General features: G+C 46.8%; 26 protein-coding genes. 11 read left to right on the top strand and 15 right to left on the bottom strand.

The window, feature by feature from the left end; genetic code table 11:
- Positions 1-87: 87 nt before the first annotated feature.
- Together NYE62_RS18445 and NYE62_RS18440 are read right to left on the bottom strand one after the other, a co-directional pair.
- A complete protein-coding gene (locus tag NYE62_RS18445) occupies positions 88-708 on the bottom strand; it encodes a flavin reductase family protein (protein WP_342497114.1) in 621 nt (206 codons plus the stop codon).
- Between the two features lie 156 nt (positions 709-864).
- Positions 865-1,434 (bottom strand): spore gernimation protein GerQ, encoded by a 570-nt coding sequence (locus tag NYE62_RS18440; RefSeq protein ID WP_144665011.1) that lies wholly within the window; start codon positions 1,432-1,434, stop codon positions 865-867.
- Positions 1,435-1,574: 140 nt separating this feature from the next.
- On the opposite strand from NYE62_RS18440, the gene NYE62_RS18435 reads away from it, so the two are divergent.
- The 3 genes from NYE62_RS18435 (at position 1,575) to NYE62_RS18425 (ending at position 4,401) form a co-directional block, all read left to right on the top strand.
- Positions 1,575-2,669 carry a CotH kinase family protein gene (locus tag NYE62_RS18435; RefSeq protein WP_015240725.1) on the top strand — a complete coding sequence of 365 codons (1,095 nt, stop codon included), beginning with the start codon at positions 1,575-1,577 and terminating at the stop codon, positions 2,667-2,669.
- Between the two features lie 122 nt (positions 2,670-2,791).
- Positions 2,792-3,685 (top strand): hypothetical protein, encoded by an 894-nt coding sequence (locus NYE62_RS18430; protein WP_007614229.1) that lies wholly within the window; start codon positions 2,792-2,794, stop codon positions 3,683-3,685.
- 41 nt (positions 3,686-3,726) lie between these two features.
- The gene (locus tag NYE62_RS18425; protein ID WP_007407530.1) at positions 3,727-4,401 is read left to right on the top strand and encodes a hypothetical protein; all 675 of its coding nucleotides are present in this window, start codon (positions 3,727-3,729) and stop codon (positions 4,399-4,401) included.
- A gap of 48 nt (positions 4,402-4,449) precedes the next feature.
- Here the strand turns inward: NYE62_RS18425 and NYE62_RS18420 are convergent, their stop codons facing one another.
- Together NYE62_RS18420 and alsR are read right to left on the bottom strand one after the other, a co-directional pair.
- A complete protein-coding gene (locus tag NYE62_RS18420; RefSeq protein ID WP_015418370.1) occupies positions 4,450-5,781 on the bottom strand; it encodes an arsenic transporter in 1,332 nt (443 codons plus the stop codon).
- A gap of 195 nt (positions 5,782-5,976) precedes the next feature.
- Positions 5,977-6,885, bottom strand: a complete 909-nt coding sequence (gene alsR, locus NYE62_RS18415) for an acetoin biosynthesis transcriptional regulator AlsR (protein WP_040238795.1) — start codon at positions 6,883-6,885, stop codon at positions 5,977-5,979.
- Positions 6,886-7,041: 156 nt separating this feature from the next.
- Here alsR and alsS point away from each other — a divergent pair, with 156 nt between their 5' ends.
- From alsS to NYE62_RS18400, 3 genes are all read left to right on the top strand, one after another.
- A complete protein-coding gene (alsS, locus tag NYE62_RS18410) occupies positions 7,042-8,754 on the top strand; it encodes an acetolactate synthase AlsS (RefSeq protein WP_040238798.1) in 1,713 nt (570 codons plus the stop codon).
- A 60-nt stretch (positions 8,755-8,814) separates the two neighbouring features.
- Positions 8,815-9,582 carry an acetolactate decarboxylase gene (gene budA, locus NYE62_RS18405; RefSeq protein ID WP_003151318.1) on the top strand — a complete coding sequence of 256 codons (768 nt, stop codon included), beginning with the start codon at positions 8,815-8,817 and terminating at the stop codon, positions 9,580-9,582.
- A gap of 102 nt (positions 9,583-9,684) precedes the next feature.
- Positions 9,685-10,209: an NAD(P)H-dependent oxidoreductase gene (locus NYE62_RS18400; protein ID WP_040238799.1), complete on the top strand. Its 525-nt coding sequence runs from the start codon at positions 9,685-9,687 to the stop codon at positions 10,207-10,209.
- A 124-nt stretch (positions 10,210-10,333) separates the two neighbouring features.
- Here NYE62_RS18400 and NYE62_RS18395 read toward each other — a convergent pair whose 3' ends face one another.
- The 10 genes from NYE62_RS18395 to NYE62_RS18350 form a co-directional block, all read right to left on the bottom strand.
- On the bottom strand, positions 10,334-10,867 hold the full coding sequence (locus NYE62_RS18395; RefSeq protein WP_342497113.1) for an SH3 domain-containing protein: 534 nt from the start codon (positions 10,865-10,867) through the stop codon (positions 10,334-10,336).
- 60 nt (positions 10,868-10,927) lie between these two features.
- On the bottom strand, positions 10,928-11,845 hold the full coding sequence (rbsB, locus tag NYE62_RS18390) for a ribose ABC transporter substrate-binding protein RbsB (protein ID WP_007407524.1): 918 nt from the start codon (positions 11,843-11,845) through the stop codon (positions 10,928-10,930).
- Positions 11,846-11,858: 13 nt separating this feature from the next.
- Positions 11,859-12,830: a ribose ABC transporter permease RbsC gene (gene rbsC / locus NYE62_RS18385; RefSeq protein ID WP_007407523.1), complete on the bottom strand. Its 972-nt coding sequence runs from the start codon at positions 12,828-12,830 to the stop codon at positions 11,859-11,861.
- A complete protein-coding gene (locus tag NYE62_RS18380) occupies positions 12,820-14,313 on the bottom strand; it encodes a sugar ABC transporter ATP-binding protein (protein ID WP_095352592.1) in 1,494 nt (497 codons plus the stop codon). The genes rbsC and NYE62_RS18380 overlap by 11 nt, the downstream gene beginning before the upstream one ends.
- Before the next feature lie 16 nt (positions 14,314-14,329).
- Positions 14,330-14,725: a D-ribose pyranase gene (gene rbsD / locus NYE62_RS18375; protein ID WP_095352593.1), complete on the bottom strand. Its 396-nt coding sequence runs from the start codon at positions 14,723-14,725 to the stop codon at positions 14,330-14,332.
- On the bottom strand, positions 14,722-15,603 hold the full coding sequence (gene rbsK, locus NYE62_RS18370) for a ribokinase (RefSeq protein ID WP_007407520.1): 882 nt from the start codon (positions 15,601-15,603) through the stop codon (positions 14,722-14,724). Before rbsK ends, rbsD begins: the two co-directional genes overlap by 4 nt.
- On the bottom strand, positions 15,596-16,585 hold the full coding sequence (locus NYE62_RS18365; RefSeq protein ID WP_095352594.1) for a LacI family DNA-binding transcriptional regulator: 990 nt from the start codon (positions 16,583-16,585) through the stop codon (positions 15,596-15,598). The genes rbsK and NYE62_RS18365 overlap by 8 nt, the downstream gene beginning before the upstream one ends.
- Positions 16,586-16,678: 93 nt before the next feature.
- Entirely contained in the window at positions 16,679-17,812 is a 1,134-nt protein-coding gene (locus tag NYE62_RS18360; RefSeq protein WP_039253592.1) for a Ger(x)C family spore germination protein, read from the bottom strand.
- The gene (locus tag NYE62_RS18355) at positions 17,802-18,893 is read right to left on the bottom strand and encodes an endospore germination permease (protein ID WP_031379309.1); all 1,092 of its coding nucleotides are present in this window, start codon (positions 18,891-18,893) and stop codon (positions 17,802-17,804) included. Before NYE62_RS18355 ends, NYE62_RS18360 begins: the two co-directional genes overlap by 11 nt.
- Positions 18,883-20,352, bottom strand: coding sequence for a spore germination protein (locus NYE62_RS18350; RefSeq protein ID WP_023357161.1), 1,470 nt, complete (start codon positions 20,350-20,352; stop codon positions 18,883-18,885). The genes NYE62_RS18355 and NYE62_RS18350 overlap by 11 nt, the downstream gene beginning before the upstream one ends.
- A 731-nt stretch (positions 20,353-21,083) precedes the next feature.
- Between NYE62_RS18350 and pgsB the strand changes: the two genes are divergently transcribed.
- From pgsB to NYE62_RS18325, 5 genes are all read left to right on the top strand, one after another.
- Positions 21,084-22,265, top strand: a complete 1,182-nt coding sequence (pgsB, locus tag NYE62_RS18345) for a poly-gamma-glutamate synthase PgsB (RefSeq protein WP_003151337.1) — start codon at positions 21,084-21,086, stop codon at positions 22,263-22,265.
- A gap of 14 nt (positions 22,266-22,279) precedes the next feature.
- A complete protein-coding gene (pgsC, locus tag NYE62_RS18340; protein WP_003151340.1) occupies positions 22,280-22,729 on the top strand; it encodes a poly-gamma-glutamate biosynthesis protein PgsC in 450 nt (149 codons plus the stop codon).
- 18 nt (positions 22,730-22,747) lie between these two features.
- Positions 22,748-23,896, top strand: a complete 1,149-nt coding sequence (locus tag NYE62_RS18335) for a CapA family protein (RefSeq protein WP_007614174.1) — start codon at positions 22,748-22,750, stop codon at positions 23,894-23,896.
- A gap of 7 nt (positions 23,897-23,903) precedes the next feature.
- Positions 23,904-24,065, top strand: a complete 162-nt coding sequence (locus NYE62_RS18330) for a hypothetical protein (protein WP_003151344.1) — start codon at positions 23,904-23,906, stop codon at positions 24,063-24,065.
- A 150-nt stretch (positions 24,066-24,215) separates the two neighbouring features.
- Positions 24,216-25,451: a C40 family peptidase gene (locus NYE62_RS18325; RefSeq protein WP_144665015.1), complete on the top strand. Its 1,236-nt coding sequence runs from the start codon at positions 24,216-24,218 to the stop codon at positions 25,449-25,451.
- Between the two features lie 38 nt (positions 25,452-25,489).
- Here the strand turns inward: NYE62_RS18325 and NYE62_RS18320 are convergent, their stop codons facing one another.
- Complete coding sequence (locus tag NYE62_RS18320) at positions 25,490-26,215, bottom strand: hypothetical protein (protein WP_144665024.1); 726 nt, start codon at positions 26,213-26,215, stop codon at positions 25,490-25,492.
- Position 26,216: the final 1 nt, after the last annotated feature.

Here is a 26,216-nt window from a genome sequence, read left to right as displayed (position 1 = left end):
GCTGAGTTACATGGTAAAAGACTCAAAAAAGACCCCTTACGAAAGGGGTCTTTTTGACTGGTTTCTTCTATTATAATGGTTCCTGCTTCAGGTCTGGCGTACAAGTGTATATGTCTTCCCGAGTCTGGCGTATTCGTTCCCCGCGAGCCTTGCCGCAGGCTTCAGCTCATCTGTCCGTATGTAGCCTTTATCGGCGTCATATACTTGGTCATTCAAATGAAAACAAACGACTCTGCCGATGATGAGGTCTGTCGTCGTTTCTCCGCTGTCATTTTGGAACGGAAGATGGCGTTCGAGTATACATTCAAACCTCACTTTTGCTTCTTTTATACCGGGAACGCTGATGCAAGCGCTGTCTGTCACAGAAAAGTCTGTCATGCCAAGTTCACTGACATCAGGATCAAGCCTTGCCGCCGTTTTGTTAATGTCTTCAATAATGGACTCATCACTGACGTGCACCACGAATTCCCGATGAGCGATTGCGTTTCTCGCGGTGTCTTTCTGCCGACCGTCCGCGCGGCTGACTGAGATGGCCAGAAGCGGCGGTTCTGCGGAGACAACGTTATAGAAACTGAAGGGCGCCGCGTTTACGGCGCCGTTGATGGATGACCGCGTAGTGACAAATGCGATCGGCCGGGGAACAACTGTGCCCGAAAGCAATTTGTAAGTGTCTTTTGCGTTCAGTTCGTCTGCTCGTAAGATATGCATGATTTCGGCCGCCTTTCTTTATCGTATGACCTGATTATACAGAAAGAAAATTCGGAAACACAACAAAAGAAAACCGGCTGCATATCTTATCACGTGGCATATATCTGATTGAGGAAAAAGGCTTCCGTTTAGCCGGCAGCCTATTTACGAATGGTGTTACTTGTAGTTTTTCTTTACAACCCAGATGTTCCCGTCTTTCCAGTACTCTGTTTTGCTGCAGTAATCGTCTTTTTTGCAAGGGTCTTTTTTATGAGGACGATAAGTTTTTTTCTGCGTGCGTTTTTTCTTGCGGCGGCATGATTTTTTGTGGCTGCGAGATTTTTTGTGAGACCGACATGATTTTTTACGGCTGCGAGATTTTTTGTGAGAGCGGGATTTTTTATGGCTGCGAGATTTTTTGTGAGAACGGGATTTTTTATGGCTGCGAGATTTTTTGTGAGAACGGGACTTTTTATGGCTGCGAGATTTTTTGTGAGAACGGGATTTTTTATGGCTGCGAGATCTTTTGTGAGAGCGGCACGATTTTTTATGACTGCGAGATTTTTTGTGAGAGCGGCACGATTTTTTATGACTGCGAGATTTTTTGTGAGAGCGGCATGATTTTTTACGGCTGCGAGATTTTCTCTTCTTACTGCTTTTTGGTTCTTGGTACAAATAATCTTCCAATCCCTCGGTGCTTGCGGATTTTACTGCTTCTTCGATATCAGAATGGGAATAGTGGCCCATTTTGAAACCTCCTCATGATATATGTTTTAAGGATGCGATCCTTACTACCACATAGTACGCATGAATGAAAAAAGTGTATGTGTGATTCGCTGAGTTTTATATAAAAAGCACAGCCTAAATTAATACAGGGAGGTTTACTGATGAAAGACCAATCAACATTGCCTCTATACCAGCTGTTTATTCACCCGAAAGACTTAATGGAGCTGAAAAAAGACATTTGGGATGATGATCCGGTGCCCGCGGTGCTGAGAGTGAATCAAAAACGGCTTGACATTGATCTGGCGTACCGCGGCTCTCATATAAGAGATTTTAAGAAAAAATCGTATCATATCGCTTTTTATTCGCCGAAAACATTTCGCAGGGCGAAAGAGATACATTTAAACGCTGAATACAAAGATCCGTCGATGATGCGGAATAAGCTGTCTCTCGATTTCTTCGCGGAGCTTGGGACGCTGTCACCAAAGGCGAATTTCGTAACCCTGCAAATCAATGGCAGACATGAGGGGGTGTATCTTGAGCTGGAGTCAGTGGATGAATATTTTCTGGCGAAACGGAATTTGGCGGACGGCGCTGTTTTTTACGCGGTTGATGACGACGCCAATTTCTCCCTCGTCAGTGATCTGGAGCGGGATACGAAAACATCGCTCGAACTTGGTTATGAAAAGAAAACGGGAACGAAAGAAGACGATTTATACTTGCAGGATATGATCTATAAAATTAATACCGTGCCGAAGTCAGAGTTCAAGGGGGAGATCGTCAAACACTTGGACGCCGATAAGTATTTGCGGTGGCTTGCGGGCATCGTGTTTACCTCAAACTACGATGGATTTGTTCATAATTACGCTTTGTACCGGAATCATGAAACGGGACTTTTTGAAGTCATTCCGTGGGATTACGATGCGACGTGGGGAAGAGACATTCACGGTGATCGGATGGAGGCCGATTATGTCAGAATACAAGGGTTTAATACCTTGACTGCAAGGCTTCTGGATGAACCGTATTTCCGCAAAGCGTACAAACGGCTTTTGGAAGAGACGCTTCAGACCCGGTTTACTATTGAACATATGAAGCCGAAGGTCATGTCACTGTATGAGCAGATCAGGCCGCATGTCGCGAAGGATCCATATAAGAAAGAAGAGATTGATTGCTTTGACCGGGAGCCTGAAGTGATTTGCGAATACATTAAGGAGCGGTCAGCCTTCATCAGCAGTGAGTTAGAGCGGTGGAATATCTGATTTGGAAATGAAGAAAGATTTTTTACAAATAGGCTGGTGAATCAGTTCCCGAAAATAATCGTGATACGTATATATGCATTATGCTTTTTACATTATGAGAAAAATGACTAGGAGGACAATAGATGAAACGCAATACGAAGCGGCAGCGGTCTGATGACAACTTTTTGCATGCAATGGAAGGAAAAGTGATTACTGTCTACCGGGGAGGCCCGGAGTCCAAGACAGGGAGATTAGCAGACATTCAATCGGATTATATCGCTCTTCAGGTTGATAATAAAATCGTTTATTATCAATGGAAACACGTGAAAAGTGTGACGGAAAATACGAGTGAAACCGTATCGCCGGCCGAAGCGGCAGAATGTGAAAAAGCTGATGATTTTCAAGATCTGATCAGCCGGATGACCAATCGCACGGTGCAATTGAATCAGGGAGGTCCGGAATCGAAAAGAGGAAAGCTTCACGAAACAGGGGATGATTTTCTCGTGCTGGAAACGGAAGATGACGGAATCGTATATTTTAACGCCGATCATGTCAAAAGCATCAGCGCGGAACAAGAAGAGGACGGCCAAGAGGAGGAGCGCCCGGAATTTGAAATGGCTGATGATTTTCACGGCATATTTAAACGCCTGATCCACAAATGGGTATCCATCAACCGCGGAGGTCCTGAAGCCGTTGAAGGTATACTTGTGGATAATTCCGACGGCCACTACACTCTTGTGAAAGATAAAGAAGTGCTGCGGATCTATCCTTTTCATATCAAGAGCATCAGCGAAGGGGCAAAAGGAGCAGCTAAAAAAGAGGAGAATAAAGACGACGAGAATAAAGGTGAGAAAGAGAGCGCCGAAGAAGAAAAGCCGCATGAAGAAGAATCACGCGAAGAGCAGCGTACTTCCTCTAAAAAGTCGAAAAGATCGTCAAGATCCGTTCGATCCTCAAAACGGGAGGAAGAGAACTCTTATAGCTATGCCACTGTATTAAGGACAATAGATTATCGGTGGAAACACGGCCGTAAATGATTGGAAAGATTGTCCGTAAACGCGGGAGAGGGGGGAATGAAATGGCTGGATTAAGCAGATTTCTGGATAAACAAGTCGATATTGAGATATCGGGGAATACGACATTTTCAGGAACTCTTTTGGATATCGGTCAGGATATCATTGTGATTCATGACGGCCGGACGTTTCTTTATATTCCGCTGCTGCACCTTCAGAGGATGACATTGACGCTCCCGGACGAAGAGAATAAAGAACCGTACGCAAGAAAAAAAAGTCCGCATCCCGAAAAACAGGAACATTCCTTTTCTTACCGGAATACCCTCCAGCATATAAAAGGCAGATTCACAGAAATATTTGTTACGGGAGACCGTTCCATTCATGGGTATGTGACAAGTGTTTTAAATGATTATTTTGTTTTCTTCTCTCCGGTTTATAAGACTCTTTTCATCTCGATGCATCATTTGAAATGGCTGACACCCTATTCCGATGAGCAGACGCCGTATACATTAAACAGTTCAGAGCTTCCGGTTGTTCCCGCTAATGTGCCCCTTGTCCGGAATTTTGAGGAGCAATTAAAAAGATATATCGGGAAGCTGATTATTCTGGATTTAGGAGATATACCGAATAAAGTCGGGCTGTTGCAGGATGTCTCAGATAATATTCTTGAATTGACCAATGCAGACGGCGATACTGTTTTTTGGAAATTGAATCATTTAAAAACCATGCACCTGCCATAAATGATAAAACTGCCTCTCTTATACAGCAGGCAGTTTTTTTCATGGGAGCTAAAGGTAAATCCAACTGATCCAAACATATAAAACGGTAATGGTAAACACGACGGTGAGAGGGACAACGATAATGGTCGTTTTGATATATTCTGACCAAGAAACTTTTTCGCCGTGCTGTCTGATGATATGCATCCAGATCAGCGTGGCTAATGTCCCGATCGGCAGAAGCAATGATCCGATATCACTGCCGATAATATTAGCCAAATAAATGATTTTTACGGTTAATGGGTCGATGGACATTTCAGTTAATGTCAAAGTGCTGATCATTAAGGCGGGATGGTTATTGAACAAATTAGAGAGGACGGATGTAGCAATGCCCATAATAGATGCGGCGTGGGCAATGCTTTGTGAGACATAAGGCTCAATAGACTGAACAAGCAGCGCCGTCAGTCCGATATTATGCAGTCCGTAGATGATAATGTACATCGTGAAGGCAAAAATAAAGATATGCCAAGGCGCTTTCCTTAATAAGTCTGCCGGTCCGATTTTTAAATAAATCCATCTCCAGCCAAGCAGGATGACTGAACTGATGACAGCCACGAGCGAAACGGATATGCCGTTGTAAGAAGCTGCAAACAGACTGATCCGGACGAACAATACAAATGCCAAAACACAAAACATGATGTTCGTACGGCTGTTTTGGGTCGGGTCTGGCGGAGGCTGAAGCGGATGATATCGTTTGTGTTCCAGCGAGTCAAAATGAACCGGAATATCGGGGAGCTGTTTCGGCAAACGGCGGTAAAAAACGGCAAACAGCAGAAAGGCCATAAACACCAGTCCCAGCGTGCCGGGGATAAACATCATATTGGTGTACAAATAAAGGTCCATGCCTATCATTTTGAGAGAAATTAAATTGACGATATTACTGACGCCGATCGGGGTGCTTGCGGCTGTCGCAATTAATACGCCGCTTATTAAATACGGTGTTTTCTGATGTCTTTTAAGTCCGAGATATTGTAAGACCAATAGTAAAATAGGAGTGGTGATTAAGACGCTGCCGTCATTATTCAGAAAAAGCGTCATTGAAAAACAGAGCAGGTTGGTCAGCCAAAAAAGCCGGATGCCCGATCCCTTGGCGCGGTGAAGCAGTTTGGCCGCCGCCCAGTTAAAAAAACCGAAGCTTTCCAGCGCGATCGCCATAATCATTGTGGAGATAATGGTGATTGATGCTCCGGTGACTTTTGACCCTATATCCCCCAAATCATGAAAGGAAACGGTTCCGCATAACAAAACGAGAATGGCGCCCAGCGACGCCGGAACGGCTTCATTTAATCCCCCGGGTCTCCAAAATATAAAAATAATGGTCACAAAGAAAGAAATCAGGGTCAAAATGACGGTAATATGTGTAATGTGTTCTGCCTCCTTTTAGATGGGTCATTGCCGCCCCGTTATTTTTATCCCTCCTGATCAGTTGTACTGTATGTATACGGGTACAGGTCGTAAGGTGTACTGAGCGTTTCTACCAATTTAGTAAAAATCCATAAAAGCACAAAAAAAAGAGGCTGCTTTCGGCGGCCCTCTTTTTTATGCATTTTCCTTATCCGCCTGCAATAAAGCCTGGCGTTTATTCATAATAGCCAGAAAATGTTTCAGAATCGGATTTTGATTATCCTTGCGGTAGGCAATGACCCACTCGGCAGTGAGCTGCACCTGATTAATGCCGCGGTAGGCGACTTCGAGATTAAACAGCTTTTTAGCAGAAGAAGGCACGAAGGTCACACCGATGCCGGCACTAACCAATCCGATCACCATTTGATACTCCGTCGCTTCCTGAACGATTTTCGGTTTGAAGCCCGCCTGCTCGCAGTAGTTTACAAACTCTAGGTATAAAGTCGGCCATGTTTCTTTCGACAGTGTGATAATCGGTTCATTTTTTAAATCCTGAATGTCGATTGTCTGTTTAGCGGTAAGCGGGTGCTGCTTCGGCAAAGCCAGAATGCACGGGCTGCTCTGCACCTTTTCCATATGTAACGCGGAATGCTGTAAAGGCGGATGAAGGATGCCGATATCAATGTTCCCCTTCAGAAGTTCTTCCTGCTGTCTGAAAGAAGAAATTTCACGCAGATCAAGCTTGACGGAGGGGAATTTTTCGCGGAATTCCCGAATGATCGGCGGCAGAAATTCATATGTGGCCGAGCCGACAAAACCGACGACAAGGCGGCCGAGCTCTCCCCGCGCCGTTCTCTGCGCCATTTCAATCGCTTTGTCTATTTCTTCGATCGCGTTTCTGCTGTGTTTTAAAAAACTTTCTCCGGCAGCTGAAAGCTCTACAACCCGTTTCGTGCGCTTTAATAAGGTCACGCCGACTTCCTTCTCAAGCTGTTTGATCTGCTGGCTGAGAGGCGGCTGTGTCATATTTAACCGAAGCGCAGCTTTGCCGAAATGAAGTTCTTCGGCAACGGCAATAAAGTATTGAAGATGGCGAAGCTCCATCCTTATCCATTCCTTTCTCTTTGTTAATTATTCGTGAAACATATTAATCATACGGCGAATTGATATTGGAGGTCAATTTCCAAAGAGTGTATAGTGAATAATATCACAAATTACTTAAAATTTTATATTTAATATGCATAATAAGGAGTGAGGGTGTTGGCAAAAGCAACAAATGAACTAAAAACCTCTGGAAAAAATCGGGGGGCGGAGCTTGTTGTTGATTGCTTAGTGGAGCAAGGTGTCACACATGTTTTTGGCATTCCGGGTGCAAAAATTGATGCAGTATTTGATGCGTTAAAAGATAAAGGACCTGAACTGGTTTTATGCCGTCACGAACAGAACGCTGCATTTATGGCTGCGGCTGTCGGAAGACTGACTGGAAAACCAGGCGTTTGTCTCGTTACTTCAGGCCCGGGGGCATCCAACTTGGCGACCGGCTTGTTAACGGCTAATACAGAAGGTGATCCGGTAGTGGCGCTGGCGGGTAACGTAATTCGCGCAGACCGTTTAAAACGGACACACCAATCATTGGACAATGCGGCGCTATTTCAGCCGATTACAAAATACAGTGTAGAAGTACAGGAAACAGGGAATATACCAGAAGCGGTAACAAACGCCTTCAGGGCAGCGTCAGCAGGTCAGGCAGGCGCGGCTTTCGTGAGCTTTCCGCAGGATGTTGTGAATGAAATCACAAATGTGAAAAACGTACGCAGCGTGCCGGCGCCGAAACAAGGCCCTGCACCGGAAGAAGCGGTCAGCGCGGCTATCGCGAAAATCCAGACGGCAAAACTTCCCGTTCTGTTAGTCGGCATGAAAGGCGGAAGACCGGAGGCGGTAAAACAAATCCGCAAACTGCTTGCCAAAACAAAACTGCCTTTCGTAGAAACGTACCAAGGGGCCGGCACATTGTCCAGAGAGCTGGAAGACCAATATTTCGGCCGGATCGGACTGTTCCGCAACCAGCCGGGCGATCTTCTGCTTGAACAGGCGGATGTCGTAGTAACGATCGGTTATGATCCGATTGAATACGATCCGAAGTTCTGGAACGTAAACGGTGACCGTGCTATTATCCATCTTGACGAAATCCAGGCCGATATCGATCATGCCTATCAGCCGGAATTAGAATTATTAGGCGATATCTCCGCTACGGTTAAACAAATTGAACACGACGCTGTGACATTTGATATGGGCAGCCGTGAACAAGAAGTGCTGAGCGAATTAAAACAGATGCTCACAGACAGCGAGAAGGCGCCAAGCGACCATAAATCCGACAGAGTGCATCCTCTGCAAATCGTCCAAGAACTGCGCAATGCAATTGATGACGACGTAACCGTCACTTGCGATATCGGTTCTCACGCGATCTGGATGTCCCGCTACTTCCGCGCTTATGAGCCGCTGAAACTGTTGATCAGCAACGGCATGCAGACATTGGGCGTAGCGCTTCCTTGGGCGATTGCCGCCACATTGGTGAATCCGGGTGAAAAAGTCGTATCCGTTTCAGGAGACGGAGGATTCCTGTTCTCTGCAATGGAATTGGAAACGGCAGTCCGCTTAAAAGCGCCGATCGTTCACCTTGTATGGAATGACAGCACATATGATATGGTCGCATTCCAGCAAATGAAAAAATATAACCGTACATCATGCGTAGATTTCGGAAACATTGACATCGTAAAATATGCAGAAAGCTTCGGCGCCACCGGCTTGCGCGTTGAGTCACCGGAACAGCTGGCAGACGTGCTGCAAAAAGGCTTGAACACAGAAGGCCCTGTCATCATTGACATTCCTGTCGATTACAGTGACAATGTCCATTTATCAAGCGACATGCTTCCGAAGCAATTCAAAGAAAAAATGAAAGCAAAAGCTCTCTAGCACTCTGCGCACCATGACCTGTTTTCTAAAACAGCCCAATTTAAAAGGAGTGAAGGGAATATGAAAAACGCAAGCGACATCCATATGATGAGCCGCGGAGAAAAAGGCTCACCTGAGGATCAGATCTATCAAGTATCAACAATGACATCTCTGCTGGACGGAGTATATGACGGAGATTTTGATATGGCTGACATTCCGAAGTTCGGTGATTTCGGAATCGGCACGTTCAACAAATTGGACGGCGAATTAATCGGATTTGACGGAGAATTTTACCGTCTGCGCGGCGACGGAACGGCTACGCCTGTTAAAGGCGGAGACCTGTCACCATTCTGCTCATTCACATTTTTCACGCCTGATATGACGCATACGATCGACGGCGAAATGACCCGTGAAGAATTCGAGCAGGAAATCGCCAGCCTTCTGCCTAGTAAAAACTTATTTTATGCGATCCGTTTAGACGGCGTATTTAAAAAGGTGCAGACAAGAACGGTAGAACGCCAGGAGAAACCGTACGTTCCGATGATCGAAGCGGTGAAAACACAGCCTGTGTTCAACTTTGACGACATTCAGGGTACAATCGCCGGCTTCTGGACGCCGGGGTACGCAAACGGCATCGCTGTTTCCGGATATCACCTGCACTTCATTGATGAAGGACGCAATTCCGGCGGACACGTGTTTGACTATGTCATTAAAGATTGTAAAGTGACCATTTCTCAAAAAATGAATATGAACCTCAAGCTTCCGAATACGGCGGACTTTTTCAACGCAAATTTAGATAATCCGAATTTTGCGAAGGATATCGAAACAACCGAAGGAAGCCCGGAATAAATTAAAAAAGAAAGCTCCATTTTTCTCGGGGGCTTTCTTTTTATTTGGCTGAACCGGTAAAGATTAGGTAAAATACAGTCAAAAGGGAAAGGTGTGGTAGCTGTGAAAGTATTGGTATTAGCGGTTCATCCTGACATGAACAACTCAGCGGTCAATAAGGCGTGGACAGAAGAATTAAAAAATCATGATGACATCACGGTCCGTGAGCTTTATAAAGAATATCCGGACGGGAAAATAGATGCGGAAAAGGAACGGCAGCTGTGTGAACAGTATGACCGGATCGTATTTCAATTCCCGCTGTACTGGTACAGTGCGCCTCCGCTTTTAAAAACATGGATGGATCATGTGCTGGCGTATGGCTGGGCTTACGGTTCCAAAGGAAAGGCGCTGCACGGCAAAGAATTGCTGCTGGCTGTTTCTGTAGGTGCCGGAGAGGATGCATATCAGGCAGGCGGGTCCAACCATTTTTCACTGAGCGAGCTCTTAAGGCCGTTTCAGGCAATGGCTAATTTTACGGGTATGACCTATTTGCCGGCTTTCGCTATGTACGGGGTAAGCAGCGCCGATGCTGCGGCTATTCGTGACAATGCAAAACGCCTGGCGGATTACATAAAGAAGCCATTTTAGAGTCGTATGCATTCATCTTCATCCGACAATATTTCCTGAGAAATATTTCGAACCTTAGACGTTTCTGACTGCCCAAGAAAGAAAAAACGGATTTCGCGCTGAATTTGCGAAATCCGTTTTGCTATTATGTCAGTTTTTGCAGATCTTTTGTGCTGATATATCCCGTTGCGCCCCCGTAATCGACAAGCGCCCAGCCGAAGTCAATGCCGCCGCCGGCTGTCTTTTTCCATCCGAGGAAAGAAACGCTCGTGTTTTTAGCAAGGGAAGCTTTGACCGCTTGTTTGTCTGTATATACTTTTGTTTTTGCCGTCGTTTTTACGGTTGTTGCTTCTTTAACAATATAATGAGTAGATACAAATCCTGTTTTTCCGTTTTTATAATGTACTTTTGCCCAGTCAGCGTTCTGGAATGAAACCATCTTTAAGCTGTCGCCTAAATGAAGGGTATCAGCTCTCGGACTGGCTGCTGATGCTTTTGTTCTGACGTTCAATGCTTCCGCGGAAACGAGATAAGAGTCAAGCGGGTAGCTGTACAGATCGTCAATTTTGACCGCTTCCTGCGCGTGTGTCTCCGGAAGAGGCGTTATTCCGGCAGCTGAAGCCGCTGATATTCCCGCTGCAAGGGTCAGAATGGATGCCGCTTTGGCTGTTTTCTTCATCTGTATCTCTCCTTTTACTTCATCCTTTCACGTTTTACCGGAAGTCTAAACATCGGCCGGTTATTTTTGTGTTTGAAGTTTCAATGGAGCGGAAATGGTTTTTTTGACTTTTTCTCCTTTGAGCACCTGCTCCGCCGCTTCGGCCGCCAGTTTTCCGATCAGCTCCGGCTGCTGGGCGACCGTGGCTGTCAGCTTTCCGTTTTTAATGGAAGAAATCGCATCTTTATTTCCGTCGAAACCGACGACCAGAATGTGTTTGCCTGAGCTGTTAATCGCTTCGAGCGCGCCGAGTGCCATTTCATCATTATGGGCGAACACGGCTTTAATATCCGGATGTCCCTGCAGCAGGTTTTCCATGACGGTCAATCCTTTTGTACGGTCAAAATCCGCCGCTTGCTTTGTTACGACATCCAGCTTTTTGTCGGCAATATGATGAAAGCCCGTTCCGCGTTCCCGTGTTGCGGATGCGCCCGGCACCCCTTGCAATTCCGCTACTTTGGCGCCTTTTCCGAGCTGATCGGCGAGGTAGTCAGCCGCCATTTCTCCTCCTTTGACATTGTCAGAGGCGACAAGCGTTTCGACTTTGCCGTGTTCGGCTGAACGATCAAGCGCAATGACGGGAATGCCGAGGGAATTTGCCGATTCGACGGCTGTTGAAATCGCTGATGAATCGGTCGGGTTGATCAGCAGCGCATCGACTCCCTGCTGGATCAAATCTTCTACGTCATTTGACTGTTTAGATGAATCATTTTGAGCATCGACAATAATGACCTTCATGCCCCGTTTTTTGGCTTCCTTTACAACGCCTTCTTTTAATGAAACGAAGAACGGATTGTTCAATGTGGAGACGGAGAGCCCGATAGTGAATTCTTTTTTATGTTTTGTGTTTGACGGTTTTGCCCATTGTGGCGGTTCAAGTGAACAGGCGGACAGCAAAAACAGTGATAATGCCGCGATCGTGATGATGGCTTTCTTCATAATGGTCCTCCTACTATGCCGATTTTTTGCGGTCCAGCAGCACCGCGATTAAAATGACGATTCCTTTAACGACGAGCTGATAAAAAGATGATACGCCGAGAAGGTTCAAGCCGTTGTTCAGCGTACCGATAATCAAAACCCCGATCAGTGTACCGATGATGCGCCCTCGACCGCCGGACAGGCTCGTTCCGCCGAGAACGACCGCTGCGATGGCGTCCAGCTCGTATGATTCCCCGGCCGTCGGCTGTGCGGAATTTAAGCGTGATGTCAGAATCGCTCCCGCCAGCGCCGATAATAAACCTGTCAGAGAATAGATCATGATCTTGATGCGGGGCACTTTGATTCCCGATATCAGCGCCGCTTTCTCATTGCCGCCGATGGCGTATGTCCGGCGGCCGAACGGTGTTTTGTGCAGAAGAACCCACAGGGTTGCAAATGCAATCAGCATCGTAATGGCAGGTACGGGAATGCCGAGAAAATAACCGCGCCCGAATAATTGAAATGCGTAACTTGAACCGAGTCCCGTAATCGGATTTCCGTCCGTATAGACGAGGGTCAGTCCGCGAAAGACGGTCATTGTCGCCAAAGTAGCGATGAACGGCGCCATTTTTCCTTTTGTGATTAATAATCCGTTTATCATGCCGAGTACGGCGCCGATTACGCAGCCGATGATGACGGCTAAGATCGGGTCGATGCCTGAGACCATCATACCTGCGACCAATGCGCTCGATAAGGCGAGGATGGCTCCGACAGAGAGATCAATGCCTCCCGTTAAAATGACAAACGTCATTCCGAATGCAATCAGAGCGTTAATCGCAACCTGCCGAAGAAGGTTGAGAATATTGAGGGGTTCAAGAAAACTCGGGTTTAAAACGGAAACGATCAGCACAAGAATCAGTAAGCCGAGAAACGGACCGAGTTTTTGTGTGAAGGTGTGAATGGAAAATCGCTTTTGTTCAGTTGATGTCATTGGTTCAGTTTTCATACTGCTGCCCTCCCGTGGCAAGTGTCATGATGTGTTCTTGTGTTGCGCCGGCCGCATTGATTTCTCCGCTGATGCGCCCTTCGTGGACGACGATGATTCTGTCACTCATGCCGAGAACTTCCGGCAGCTCGGAAGACACCATGATGATGGCGACTCCGCGATCGGTCAGTTCATTCATTAATGAATAGATTTCCCTTTTCGCGCCTACGTCGACGCCTCTTGTCGGTTCATCAAGGATGAGAACTTTCGGGCCGATTCCGATCCATTTGGCGATGACGACTTTTTGCTGATTTCCTCCTGATAAATGCCGGGCGGCGGTTTCCGGAGATGCGGTCTTAATGGTCAGACGCTTGATGAGCAGCTCAACGAACTCCGCCTCGCGTTTTCGGTCAATGATGCCTTTCGGAGAGAAGCTGGTCAGGTTCGGCAATGAGATATTTTCACGAATGGACGTATCCAGCAGCAGCCCTTCATCTTTGCGGTTCTCCGTAATCAGGCCGAGTCCCTTACGGATGGCATCGTACGGACCCCGAATGCCGGTTTTTCGGCCGGAAATCCAGATCTCTCCGGAATCGAGCCTGTCAATTCCGAACAGCGCCCTCATGATTTCTGTCCGTCCGGCACCCATTAAGCCGGAAACGCCGAGGATTTCTCCGGCGCTCACATGGAAACTGATCTGTGAAAAGCTTCCTTTTTTTGAGGCGTTTTTCACTTCGAGCACCTTATCGCCGAGTGACGGCGTGCGAGTCGGATACCGATCGGTCAGCTCCCGCCCGACCATTTTTTTGACCACTTCATCAAAATTAGAGTCTTTAATATGCGCCGTATCGACAGTGAGGCCGTCCCGCATAATGGTGATCCGGTCGCAAATCGAAAATATCTCTTCCATTCGGTGCGAAATATAGACGATGGATACGCCGTCCCGCTTTAACGCCGTCATCACGTCAAACAGTTTGCTGATTTCCCGTTCGGTCAGCGCCGCGGTCGGTTCGTCCATAATAATGACTTCGGCGTTTGTCATCAGCGCTTTGGCAATCTCAATCATCTGCTGCTGTCCGACGGAACATTGTCCGGCTTCCCGGTCAAGAGGAAGAGAGACTCCCAGTTTTTCAAGCTGTGATTCTGCTAGCGCTTTCATTTTCTTCGTTTCCAAAACGCCGAACGCCGTCGTCAGCTCTTTGCCGATAAAAAGGTTTTCAAGCACCGTCATGTCCGGCCATATATTCAGTTCCTGATGGATAAAGGCGATTCCGTGCTTTTCGGCTTCCTTTGGATTGGAGAAGCTCATATTTGTTCCGTTTATCGTAATGTTTCCCTTGTCGAGCCGGTAGAGCCCGGTGAGCAGATTCATTAACGTCGATTTGCCCGCTCCGTTTTCTCCCATTAAAGCGTGGATTTCTCCCGGCAGAAGCTCAAATGAGACGCCGGAGAGCACTTGGTTTTTGCCGAATGCTTTATGAATGTCTGTCATGCCGATGTGCATGCTGGATCCCTTCTTTCTAGAAAATCACACCCGCCTGCAGGATGCAGTTGGCGTATGGTGTCATTTCACCCGTTCGGATGACGGCTTTTGCTTTCTGTGTGAGCCGTTTGAATTCCTCATGGGACATGTACTCGATCGTCTGCGCTGAGAAATGGCTTTCTATGAAACTTGCATTCTCAGGATTTGCGTCTTTGATCTCGGAAGCGGCGATCACCTTTTCGACTGCCATCTCCCCGGCTACCAGGCTGGTCACGTCCCGAAAGGCGGGAACGCCCGCCGTTAAGGACAAATCAATTTTAGGGACGCCGTCAGGGACGGGGAGACCCGCATCGGCGATTGCGATGAGGTCTGTATGCCCGAGATCAGCTAATACTTTGGCAATGAGGCTGTTTAACATTCCGTGTTTTTTCATGACAGCAGCTCCTCAACTTCTTTTCTGGCCGGCATGCCGCCTTGGGCGCCGAAGTGCTGCACGGACAGGGAGGCGGCGCGGTTGGCAAACAGGAGCGCTTGCTCAATGTCCCGTCCTTCCGCGAGTGCGACGGCAAGTGCCGCATTAAAGGTATCGCCGGCTCCCGTCGTGTCGACCGCTTCTGCAGGGAAGGCGGGAACAAGCCGTTCCGCGGTGCCGTCTGAGTAGCGCACGCCTTGTTTTCCTTCGGTAATGAACAGTTTGCCGGGATAGCCGGCGAGCGCTTCTTCTTTCGTCCGGTCAGGAAATAAAATGGACGCTTCATGTTCGTTCGGCGTAAGATATGCGGCATCCTCAATCGTCGATTGTTTCAGCGGCCGGGCCGGCGCGGGATTCAGGATAACCGGAATTTGCTGCGCGCGGCAGTAGCTGCACACTTCTTCAACGGTTTCTTCAGGAATCTCCTGCTGGATCAGCACGATATCAATGCCGGGAAGTTTTGCTAGCGCACTTTTGGCATAATCGGGGGAGATGTCATCGTTTGCGCCTTTTACGACGACGATGCTGTTGTCTCCTTCAGCGAGCACAATATGAGCCGTTCCGCTTTTTTTATGTGTAACCGTTTCCATATAGTCCGTATTGACACCGTTTGCCTTCAGGTTTTCAATAATCGCTTTTCCGTAGCTGTCATTGCCTGCTTTTCCTACCATATATACGTTTGCGCCCAGGCGGGAAGCGGCTACGGCCTGATTTGCGCCTTTTCCTCCGGGCACGGTTTGAAAGTCTGTGCCCAGTACGGTTTCTCCGGCTTTCGGACGCCGTTCAGATGTGACGACCAGATCCATAGAACAGCTTCCGATAACACAAATTTCACTCATGGTGATCATCCTTTCTTGTCGTTTGTCTTCTTATGTAAGTCACGGGCATTTGAATGGCCGTCTCTTTCGGCGGCTCTTTCTTTATCAATTGCAGCAGCAGGTTTGCCGCTTGTTTTCCCATCTCATATGCAGGCTGGCGGATGGTTGAAAGCGGCGGAAACAAAAGCCTGCTCTGCGGAATATCGTCGTATCCGATGATCTGAATCTCCTCCGGAACTTTTTTGCCGAGCCGCAGTGCCTCATGGAGGACGGCAGCCGCCGCAATGTCGTTGCTGGCAATGACTCCGTCGGTTTCAGGGTATGCTGCAAACAATTCTTCTGCTAAAATGGCGGCATCCTTGATGGAAAATGAAGCGGCGGAGATGACATTGAACTGCGCGTTCGCTTTTTGCAGCACGTTAAGTGCGCCGTTAAAACGTTCCTGAGCGGTCGGAAGGTGGGCTGGGCCTTTGACAAGCGTGATGCTTGTGCTTTTGCCGCGAAGCATTTCCTCAGCCGCCCGTTTTCCGCCTGCCCACCCGTCACTGAATACGGATGGGGCGCCTTCTTTTGTCCGATCCAGAAATACGACCGGGTAAAGGCTGCCGCTGTATTCGGGAAGGTCGGGGTAATGGGTGGCCGCCAAAATACCGGCAACTTGATTTTGTTTAAATGTTTGCAGGTAGTCGAGTTCTTTTTCCAATTCTTCATCGCTGTTGCCGATGATCAGCCGGTATCCTTCCCGCTGCAACTCGTCTTCAGCGCCGCGGGCAAGCTGAGGGAAAAAGGGATTCGTAATATCCGGCAGCAAGAGCCCGACCAGTCTGGATTCTCTTTTATAAAGAGAACGGGCAACTTCATTCGGATAATAATTCAGCTTCTCCATGGCAAGCATGACCTTCGTTCGTGTATCTTCATGCACGTAGCCGTTGTCATTGAGGACACGTGAAACCGTGGCAACAGAGACGCCGGCAGCGCCTGCGACATCTTTAATCGTTGCCAACAAACACTCCTCCTTCAACTATGTAACCGTTTACATAAAAAGAGTAACACGAATCATTTCGGTTGGCAACAAAAAAAGAGACCGGGGTCTCTTTTAGTTCACGATGCCGATTTGTGAGATATTCACTTTAATATCAGGGATTATCTCGATGGAAGGATAGACCCCACGCCAATTGAGCCGCTTGCCCCGCTCATAATAATGGGTTTGATATTTCCGGCCGATGCCGAGGATATCCGAGTTGTGCTCCTGAATATGGCTGATCACCGATCTGGCCTGGCTGTTCAAATTTGCTGAGGCTTGTTTGTTTATTTGGTCGATTGCCGTATAAGAATTCAGCTTGTCCTTTGGATATTCCAAGACGCGTGCATTCAGTTTTAAACGGATTTTCACTTTTATATGCTGCGGATCTGTATCTATAAATACAATCTTTCGCGTGGCATCCGTGATGCCGAGAGAAAGATAATTTTCTATATCCATTTTGTATTTGTCCCACAGCTTCAGATTAATATTAGCCGATTTATTAAATTGCCCGCTTAAAAGGGTCAGGAGGGTCGAATCCTGACCGAGCACCTCAGTCACTTTTCGCTGGCCGCTGAACAGGGCAGAACCCTCTACCTTTATCGTCTGTCCGTTAATCGATAAATAAGGAAGGGCGAAATCCTTATCAGCCGTCAGCATGCTTGAACGGATGGATTGCAAATTTTCCATGCTGATATTTGATTCCGCATTAGCGCTTGTTAATAAATTCGTTAAATACTTGCTGACGATCAATTTCTGCCGGACGATCAGCTTCAGCACTTCAATCGCCTCGCCGTCTTTTACAACCGCCGGATGAGCGAGAAGCGGGCTTTTCGGATCTCTGTAAAAGACATCGAGATAAGGAAAAAGCGGTTTTTCCGCCATTTTCTCACCGATTAATAAGACTCTTTGCTTGGACGTGTCAATGCGCTGGTCGACAAGCTTATCCAATTGAAACCGCGCTTCACGGATGGTGTGCCCGGAAGCGCTGAGCACCGTCGTAATGAATGAGCCGCCCGTTTCCTGTTCCGCCTGGGAGGACTGAACCTTCCGATAGGTGATGCCGATTTTATTTTTACCGTCATGATCAACATCAAGGCTTGCGGTCAGCACGAGAGAAATATCTTTCAGCAAATTTTGATCCCAGCAGCCCGCAAGTGTCAGGCTTGCGCACATGAGACTGATAAGAACCGCTTTTTTAATGCGCATGGCGGACACCCTTTTTGCGTACAAGGACAATCAATACCATAAACAACGGAAACAAATACACAAACACAATATCGGAAATGCGGAAAAACTGATCCAGCTGCTGTATCGTTTTATCTGTGCTTGTGGCCCAAATAGACAGAAGGAAGACGAGCAGGGCCAGCGGATAAACAAACCGGCTGTGATCTTTTTGATTGAACAGCTTGGCAATGCCGGTGCTTGCCAAGTAAAACACGTTGGCCAGCGTTGAAAAGACGGTCACGAACCAAAACGTCAAAAAGAGCAGATCCGTCCGTTCGATAATTCTGAATGAAACGGTTTTTAACAGGTACAGCACAGGCTCCGGGATCATTTTTATTTCTTCGGGGCTGATTGTGACAAAGCAAGTAAGGGTGATATACAGGTAATAAAGGATAATCAAGATGTTTGAAATCGTCAGTATTTTGTAGCGCTGGCTGACGGTGCAGTTGATTAGGGGCCCGATCACGAGCGCCGCCTGAAAGCCGGTAATGCTGACAAGTGTTTGCTGCACCCCGGTAAGCATGTCTTTTGCGGTTCCGTGAAAAATCGGCATAATGTATGTGATATCGGCTTTTCCCAGCGTGTATAAAAGCGGCAGAGAGATCAGCAGCAAAAACGGCGTTAAAATAAAGCTGAACCTGGCGATCGCATTCAGCGGAGCCTGGGCGATATAGACAGAACCGAGGATCAGCATTAAGCTGATCACCCAATTCGGAGTCTGAGGGAGCACCCAGATATCCAATATCCGTGTAAATACAGAAAGAATGAGCGTGCAGAGAAACGCGAAGTATAAAATATACAGCACCTGCACCCCTTTGCCGGCAAGTGTTCCGAACACCTCCTCCAGCATTTCGTACAGGTTCAGCTTCGGAAACCGGTGAAATAATATCATATACAGGCTGAATGTAAGCTGGACGAGCAATCCGGTAAGCAGAATGGAAATCCATCCGCTGCTTCCCGATTTCATCATCAGTAAATGGGGCAGCGCCAAAATGCCGATGCTGATCTGCGTCTGATTAATGAAAAACACGCCTTGAAGCCGGCTGATTTTTTTAGGCTTCATCTTTTCTCCACCCCCGAACATGTTTCATCTGCTTTGAGTCTTGCGGTCTCAAATAAAAAGGCCTTCTTTTAATAAACCAAGCCGGCAGCCGGATAAATGCATCCTTCAAGTCACTGAAATGAAACGGCGTCAACGATGATAAATAAGGAACGCCGAGTGATTCAAGCTTGCACAGGTTCATCAGAATAAGCCCGAAGCCGAGTGCGATGCCGATAAAACCGAACGAGGATGCCAGAAACATAAGCGGAAATCTGAGCGTTCGGATGGACGTGCTCATTTCATATGAAGGAAGCACAAAAGAAGAAACAGCCGTAACGGCTACGACGATAATCATCATATTAGAAATGAGTCCCGCCTGAACGACTGCGTCACCGATCACGAGACCGCCGACAATGCCGATCGTCTGACTGATCGGTCTCGGCAGCCTGATACCGGCTTCGCGGATCAGTTCAATCGTAATTTCCATAATCATGGCTTCTATCAGCGGGGGAAAGGGAATATCAACAATCGAATTTTTCATGGTGATAATCAGATCGTTGGGAATGACTTCAAAATGAAACGCAATCAGCGCGATATAAAAAGCGGGCAGCGTAATCGCGATCATAAAGGCGAAAAATCTCAGCACTCTTAAAAAACTGGCAGAAATCCACCTCGTGCTGTAGTCGTCCGGAGATTGAAAAAAAGAAAAGAATGTGATCGGCGCAATCAAAGCCGACGGACTCCCGTCCATCATGATCAGTACACAGCCTTCCATCACGCATGCTTTTGCTTTATCCGGCCGTTCCGTATGAATGATCTGCGGAAAAATGGAAAACGAATTATCTTCTATTGATTCCTCGATAATCCCGGGCGCAAGCACGCTGTCTATACGCAAGTATGACAGGCGCCGCTTCACTTCCTCGACAATCTCCGGATTGGCGATATTCTCAACAAAGATAACCGCAACCTTTGATTTGGCTCTTTCCCCGATATCCATATAATGAACGGAGAGATGGCGGTCCTGTATGTGAAACCGCAGCTGATGAATGTTCGTTTCCAAACTTTCCACAAACCCGTCATGGGCGCCGCGGACGATACTTTCAGATTCGGGTTCCATAATGGAACGCAGCGGATTCTGCCCGACAGAAAACAGCTTCGCTTTCCTTGATGCATCGCTGAGAAAAACAACCTGGCCGGCCAAAATCCCGTCAATGAGTTTTCTGGTTTCATCCGTTTCCGCACTGCTGACGGCATTCATCGTTTCCTCAAGCGGGCCGTTCTGCAGGGTGTCGCTTAACAGAAACTCATTCAGCTTCTGTTCTTCTATCATTTGTTCAATATAAAAGAAAGCGGTATGACGGTCCTGCAGTTTGATCCTTCGTATTTTAAAATCACCGCAAACACACATCAGCTCCTGCATTTCCCGTACAGCCGATTCAAAATCGCCGGGAATCCGTTTGTTTTGTTTATCCGCAGACATCAGACCGCCTCCTTCCCCGGTTATCTGTAGTTTTCAGCGGGTATTCCTTTTTTATGCATTTTATAAAATAGAGGAGTTCCTCGATGTTTTACCAAGAACTTCACAATTATGGATGAATATTTCTTGAACGAATATAAAGATTTATTAAAATTATTTCAAAAGAGTGATAAACGTCCTGTAAATGGTTTAAAAGGAGAAAGGCTTTCCGCATATAAAATGTGTATTTCTTGTAAACACTCCGGACCCGTCTTTTTCTGTCATGTACCAGTCATTCCGCTAGTTATTTTGGAATGGGACTGAAAGCAGGATACGGGGGAAAAATGAATGACTTTAAGACCTTATCCTTAACAAAACAGGCAGTCTGCACACAGCGGACAGAGAGTCCCGAAACGTATGCGCAGTGCGAAAAACGCTGATACAAACGGGCTGGAAAAGATGGATTATCATTACATCTTTTTCTTCCGGAACGCGAATAGTTCCATTGGTCCAAATGAATTTCTGTGTGAAAATGTAAACGCATTCATTTTTCTTTTGAAAAATTGAAGTAAGGTTGAAGTCCTGCCTATTCCCAAAAAAAGCAATTCGATAATAGGAAGAATAGCGTCACTAATAGAGAAGTTTGGCTCAGTGAAAGCGGGAAGATTATGTTACATAATGCCGATTGAGAATTCATAGTGAAGCTATATACTGATGAATGAATTTATCAATACAGAAGGAGATGTCAAAAATCAATGTGGTTACTCATTATAGCCTGTGCTGCCGTACTAATCATCGGAATCATTGAAAAAAGGCGGCATCAGAAGAATATCGATGCTCTGCCAGTACGCGTCAATATTAATGGTATCCGCGGAAAGTCAACCGTAACGAGGCTGACGACCGGAATACTGATGGAGGCGGGCTACAAAACAGTCGGAAAAACGACGGGAACAGATGCAAGGATGATCTATTGGGATACACCTGAGGAGAAACCGATCAAACGGAAACCGCAGGGTCCGAATATCGGCGAGCAAAAAGAAGTAATGAAGGAAACCGTAGAACGGGGCGCCAATGCCATTGTCAGTGAATGTATGGCGGTAAACCCGGATTATCAGATTATCTTTCAGGAAGAACTCCTTCAAGCCAACATCGGCGTCATCGTGAATGTGCTTGAAGACCATATGGACGTCATGGGGCCGACGCTTGATGAAATCGCTGAAGCATTTACCGCGACGATACCGTATAACGGTCACCTTGTCATTACAGACAGTGAATACACAGACTTCTTTAAAGAAAAAGCCGCAGAGCGGAATACCGAGGTCATTATTGCGGATAACTCTAAAATTACAGATGAATACCTTCGAAAATTTGAATATATGGTCTTTCCTGATAACGCTTCCCTTGCGCTCGGCGTTGCCCAGGCTCTTGGGATAGATGAAGAAACGGCGTTTAAAGGAATGCTGAATGCGCCGCCTGATCCTGGCGCCATGAGAATCCTGCCGCTGCTCAGCACGAAGGAGCCCGGTCATTTCGTAAACGGCTTTGCCGCAAATGATGCATCTTCTACTTTAAATATATGGAAACGTGTAAAGGAAATCGGCTACCCGACAGATGAACCGATCGTTATCATGAACTGCCGCGCCGACCGTGTGGACAGAACGATTCAGTTCGCAAACGACGTGCTTCCGTACATTAAAACGAAGGAACTCATACTCATCGGCGAGACGACAGAACCGATCGTCAGAGCTTATGAAGAAGGCAAGATTCCTGCCGATACATTGCACGATCTGGAATATAAATCAACAGACGAAATCATGGACGTGCTGAAAACAAGAATGCAAAACCGTGTCATATATGGCGTGGGCAATATCCACGGTTCAGCGGAACCATTAATTGAAAAAATTCAAGAGTATAAGGTGAAACAGCTCGTTAGCTAGGAGGAAAAGGATAAATGTTCGGATCAGATTTATACATCTCACTTATTTTAGGCGTGTTAATCAGTTTAATTTTCGCGGAAAAAACAGGTATCGTACCTGCCGGTTTAGTCGTGCCGGGTTATTTAGGGCTCGTTTTTAACCAGCCGGTCTTTATTTTACTCGTATTGTTAGTGAGTCTTCTTACATACGTGATCGTCAAATACGGTTTATCCAGATTTATGATTTTGTACGGACGCAGAAAATTCGCAGCTATGCTGATAACGGGAATCTGCTTAAAAATCGCCCTTGATTTCCTTTACCCGATCGTACCGTTTGAGATATCAGAATTCCGAGGAATCGGTATCATCGTACCGGGTCTGATCGCCAATACCATTCAGAAACAGGGATTAACGATTACATTTGCCAGCACGCTGTTCTTAAGCGGCGCAACTTTTGCCATTATGTTTGCTTACTACTTAATCTAATGTAAGGTGTGTCAAACGATGAAAAAACAATTAAGCTTTCAAGAAAAACTGCTGAAGCTGACCAAACAGCAGAAAAAGAAGACCAATCTTCACGTTTTTATCGCGCTGCCGATCGTCTTTTGCCTGATGTTCGTCTGCATCCTGACAGGGAAGGCGGAAACGCCGAGTGTGAAAAGAAATGCCGATGACCTTGTATCAGCCTCATTCGTCGGAGATATTATGATGGGCCGGAATGTCGAGAAAGTGACAAAGCATAAAGGCACGGAGAGTGTCTTCCGTTACGCAAAGCCATTCTTCGAAGCATCCGACTATGTGTCGGGGAACTTTGAAAACCCGGTTACATATAAAAAGAACTACAAAGAAGCAGAAAAAAATATCCACCTTCAATCAAACAAAGATGCCGTAAAAGTATTGAAGGACATGAATTTCACCGTTCTCACGGCAGCCAACAACCATGCGATGGATTACGGCCCTCAAGGAATGCGGGATACGGTTGAAGAGTTTTCAAAGCAAAATCTTGAACTTGTCGGTGCGGGCCTCACGCTGAAGGAAGCCGAGCAGAACATTTCGTATCAAGATGTAAACGGAATCAAAATCGCAACACTGGGTTTCACTGATGTTTCCGGAAAAGGCTTTGCAGCTAAACGAAATGCGCCGGGTGTGCTTCCGGCCGATCCAGAGCTGTTTATTCCGATGATTTCTAAAGCCAAAAAGAAAGCAGATCTTGTCATTGTTCAAACACACTGGGGACAGGAATATGATAATGATCCGAATGACAGACAGCGCCAATTGGCAAGAGCAATGTCAGATGCCGGAGCGGATATTATCGTCGGACACCATCCGCACGTGCTGGAACCGATCGAAATGTACCACGGCACCGTTATTTTCTACAGCCTGGGCAACTTCGTATTCGACCAGGGGTGGACAAGAACGAGAGACACGGCGCTTGTTCAATATCATCTGCAGAAAAACGGCACGGGACGCTTTGAAGTCACGCCGATGAATATTCATGAAGCGACGCCTGCGCCGGTTAAAAAAGGCAGCATCAATCATAAAACGATCGTACGTGAACTGACGAAAGAATCGAATTTCGATTGGAGCGTCAAGGATGGAAAATTAACGTTTGATGTGGATCACAGCGATATCTTAAAAAAGAAAGCGGAGTGAAAAACAAATGAAAATCATTAAAGCGGGATGGCCGTTTGCCGCGATCATTATGGTATTTATGTTTATGTCTGCGTTTAAATACAATGATCAGCTCACAGATCAGGAAAAACAAAAAATTGACACGGAAATGCAAAAAATTCAGCAAGAGGACACAGCGGGCGCAAAATAAGCGCATGATTCCGCTTGCCGGCATATTGTTTGTTCCGAATCCAGTAAAGAATGCCCATAACGGGCATTCTTTTTTTGTGTGCTCTCCTAAACATTTGTTAAAAGTTACCGATGTAAAAACTACTAAAAATGAGGAGAGTGAATAGAAAACATGCTCACAAGCTGGAGGAAGTACATCCTTGCCGGCCTTATGATTTGTCTTGTGGCACCCGCAGTAACGAGAACGGAAATTGCTGAAGCGGATTCTCAAGTTTCTGTCCTGATGGTTTCAGACGCGCAAAAACTTGTCGGAAATAAATATGTTTACGGAGGCGAAGAGCCTGAGGACGGTTTTGATCCGTCCGGATTGATGCATTATCTTTTCAGCAGGCAGAACATCCATCTGCCGAGAACGGTCAGTGATCAATGGAAAGTCGGAGCCGCCGTCAAAGAAAATGACCTTTTACCGGGAGATCTTGTGTTTTTCAAAAAGTCGGATTCAACACAAAACGCGCCCGTCCATAACGGTCTTTATATCGGAAACGGAGAGATGATACACAGTTCTCCGTCAGAAGGCGTAACCGTCACACGCTTTCAAAAAAGCAGTTATTGGATGAATTTATATCTTGGTGCAAAGCGGATTACAAAAGATCCGGAACTGGCTGATGACCCGATCGTTCAGGAGGCAGCCCGTTACCTCGACATTCCGTATGTATTCGGCGGAAGCACGCCCGAGGAGGGATTCGACTGTTCGGGGCTGGTCCAATATGTTTTTGAAAACAAGCTTCACATTTACCTGCCGAGATCAGCGGAACAGCAGTGGCTGGTCGGTGAGAAAATCAAACTGAGCGGCATAAAGCCCGGGGACGTGATTTATTTCAGCGACACGTATAAAAAAGGAATTTCCCATGCGGGCATTTATGCGGGAGAAGGAAGGTTCATCCAAGCAAGCCGCTCCGCAAAAGTCACCATTTCTTACTTGTCGGAAGATTACTGGAAAAAACATTTTACAGGGGTGCGCCGATTCAGCAATTTAGCCATTTCTAAAGAAAATCCCGTTGTGTCCACAGCGGCCGATCATATCGGAATTTCTTATCTGAAAGGCGGCGTTTCACCGGAAACCGGCTTTGATACGGCGGGATTTGTTCAATACATCTATCAAAAAGCGAAAGGAATCAGCCTGCCGCGTTATGCGGACAAGCAGATGCAGGCGGGCGTTCCGGTCGATAAACAAGATCTGAAGCCCGGCGATCTGGTCTTCTTTAAAGCGGAAAGCCTGAATCCGGCCATTTATATCGGGAACGGACAAGTGATTCATGTCACCGTGTCCGCAGGCGTTACCATAACAAATATGAACACAAGCGCTTATTGGAAGGACAAATATGCGGGCGGCATCCGGCTTCCGTAAAAAAAGACGTCAGAGAGTGTCTCTGACGTCTTTTTCTTTTACCGTTTCGGCGCTCTGTATCCGGCCGCTACCGCATCCTCTACGGAACAGAACATTTCCGCGGGATCTGTCGTCCGGTCGTAGTATGTACTTCCCGGCGTGTGATAAATGCCGTTCCGGCTGCCTTTAATGTCGCATCCCTGTGAGGTGCCGGCTGCTTTCGTTTCGGCATGTCCGCCGGAGGAAGGGGCATTGTTTTGCGCCGTTTCCGCGTTTTCGGATGTTTTTGTTTCTGCTTTCTGCCGCTTTAAAGTTTTATTTTCTGACTGAAGCGTTTCAGCGGTCTTTTCGAGCTTCTTTTGTGAATTTTTTAATGTCTCATTGTCTTGTTTGAGTGATTTGTTTGTTTTTTTCAGCTCGCTTATCTCTTGGCTGAGTTTGCTGAGTTTTTCTTCATTGCCGGCTTCGGCTTCGGATTTCTCCTTTTCGGCCGCGGCACTGATGCTTTCATATTTTTTCTCAAGCGCCTGGTGTTCCTTCGTCAATTTTTGATAAGCGGTATCAAGGGTGCTGTATTTCTCCTCTGCCTTCACGGCCGAGGCGTCCGGCTCTGCGAGGGAGGCGCCGGTCAGAAGCAGGATAAATCCGCCGGTGAGAAGGGGCCAAAACAGCTTTTTTGAAAAATGTTTTTCTTTTTTTGCCGCTTTGCATATGAGATGGAAAATTCCGTATCCGACTGCGCAGAGAAAAGCTAAACATCCTATAATAGCGATTGCATTCGACATC

The sequence above is a fragment of the Bacillus sp. FSL K6-2861 genome, assembly GCF_038630725.1.
GTDB classification, from domain to species: domain Bacteria; phylum Bacillota; class Bacilli; order Bacillales; family Bacillaceae; genus Bacillus; species Bacillus velezensis.
The sequence above is the reverse complement of the archived record's forward strand: the minus strand, read 5'-3'. Positions and strand labels throughout refer to the sequence as shown.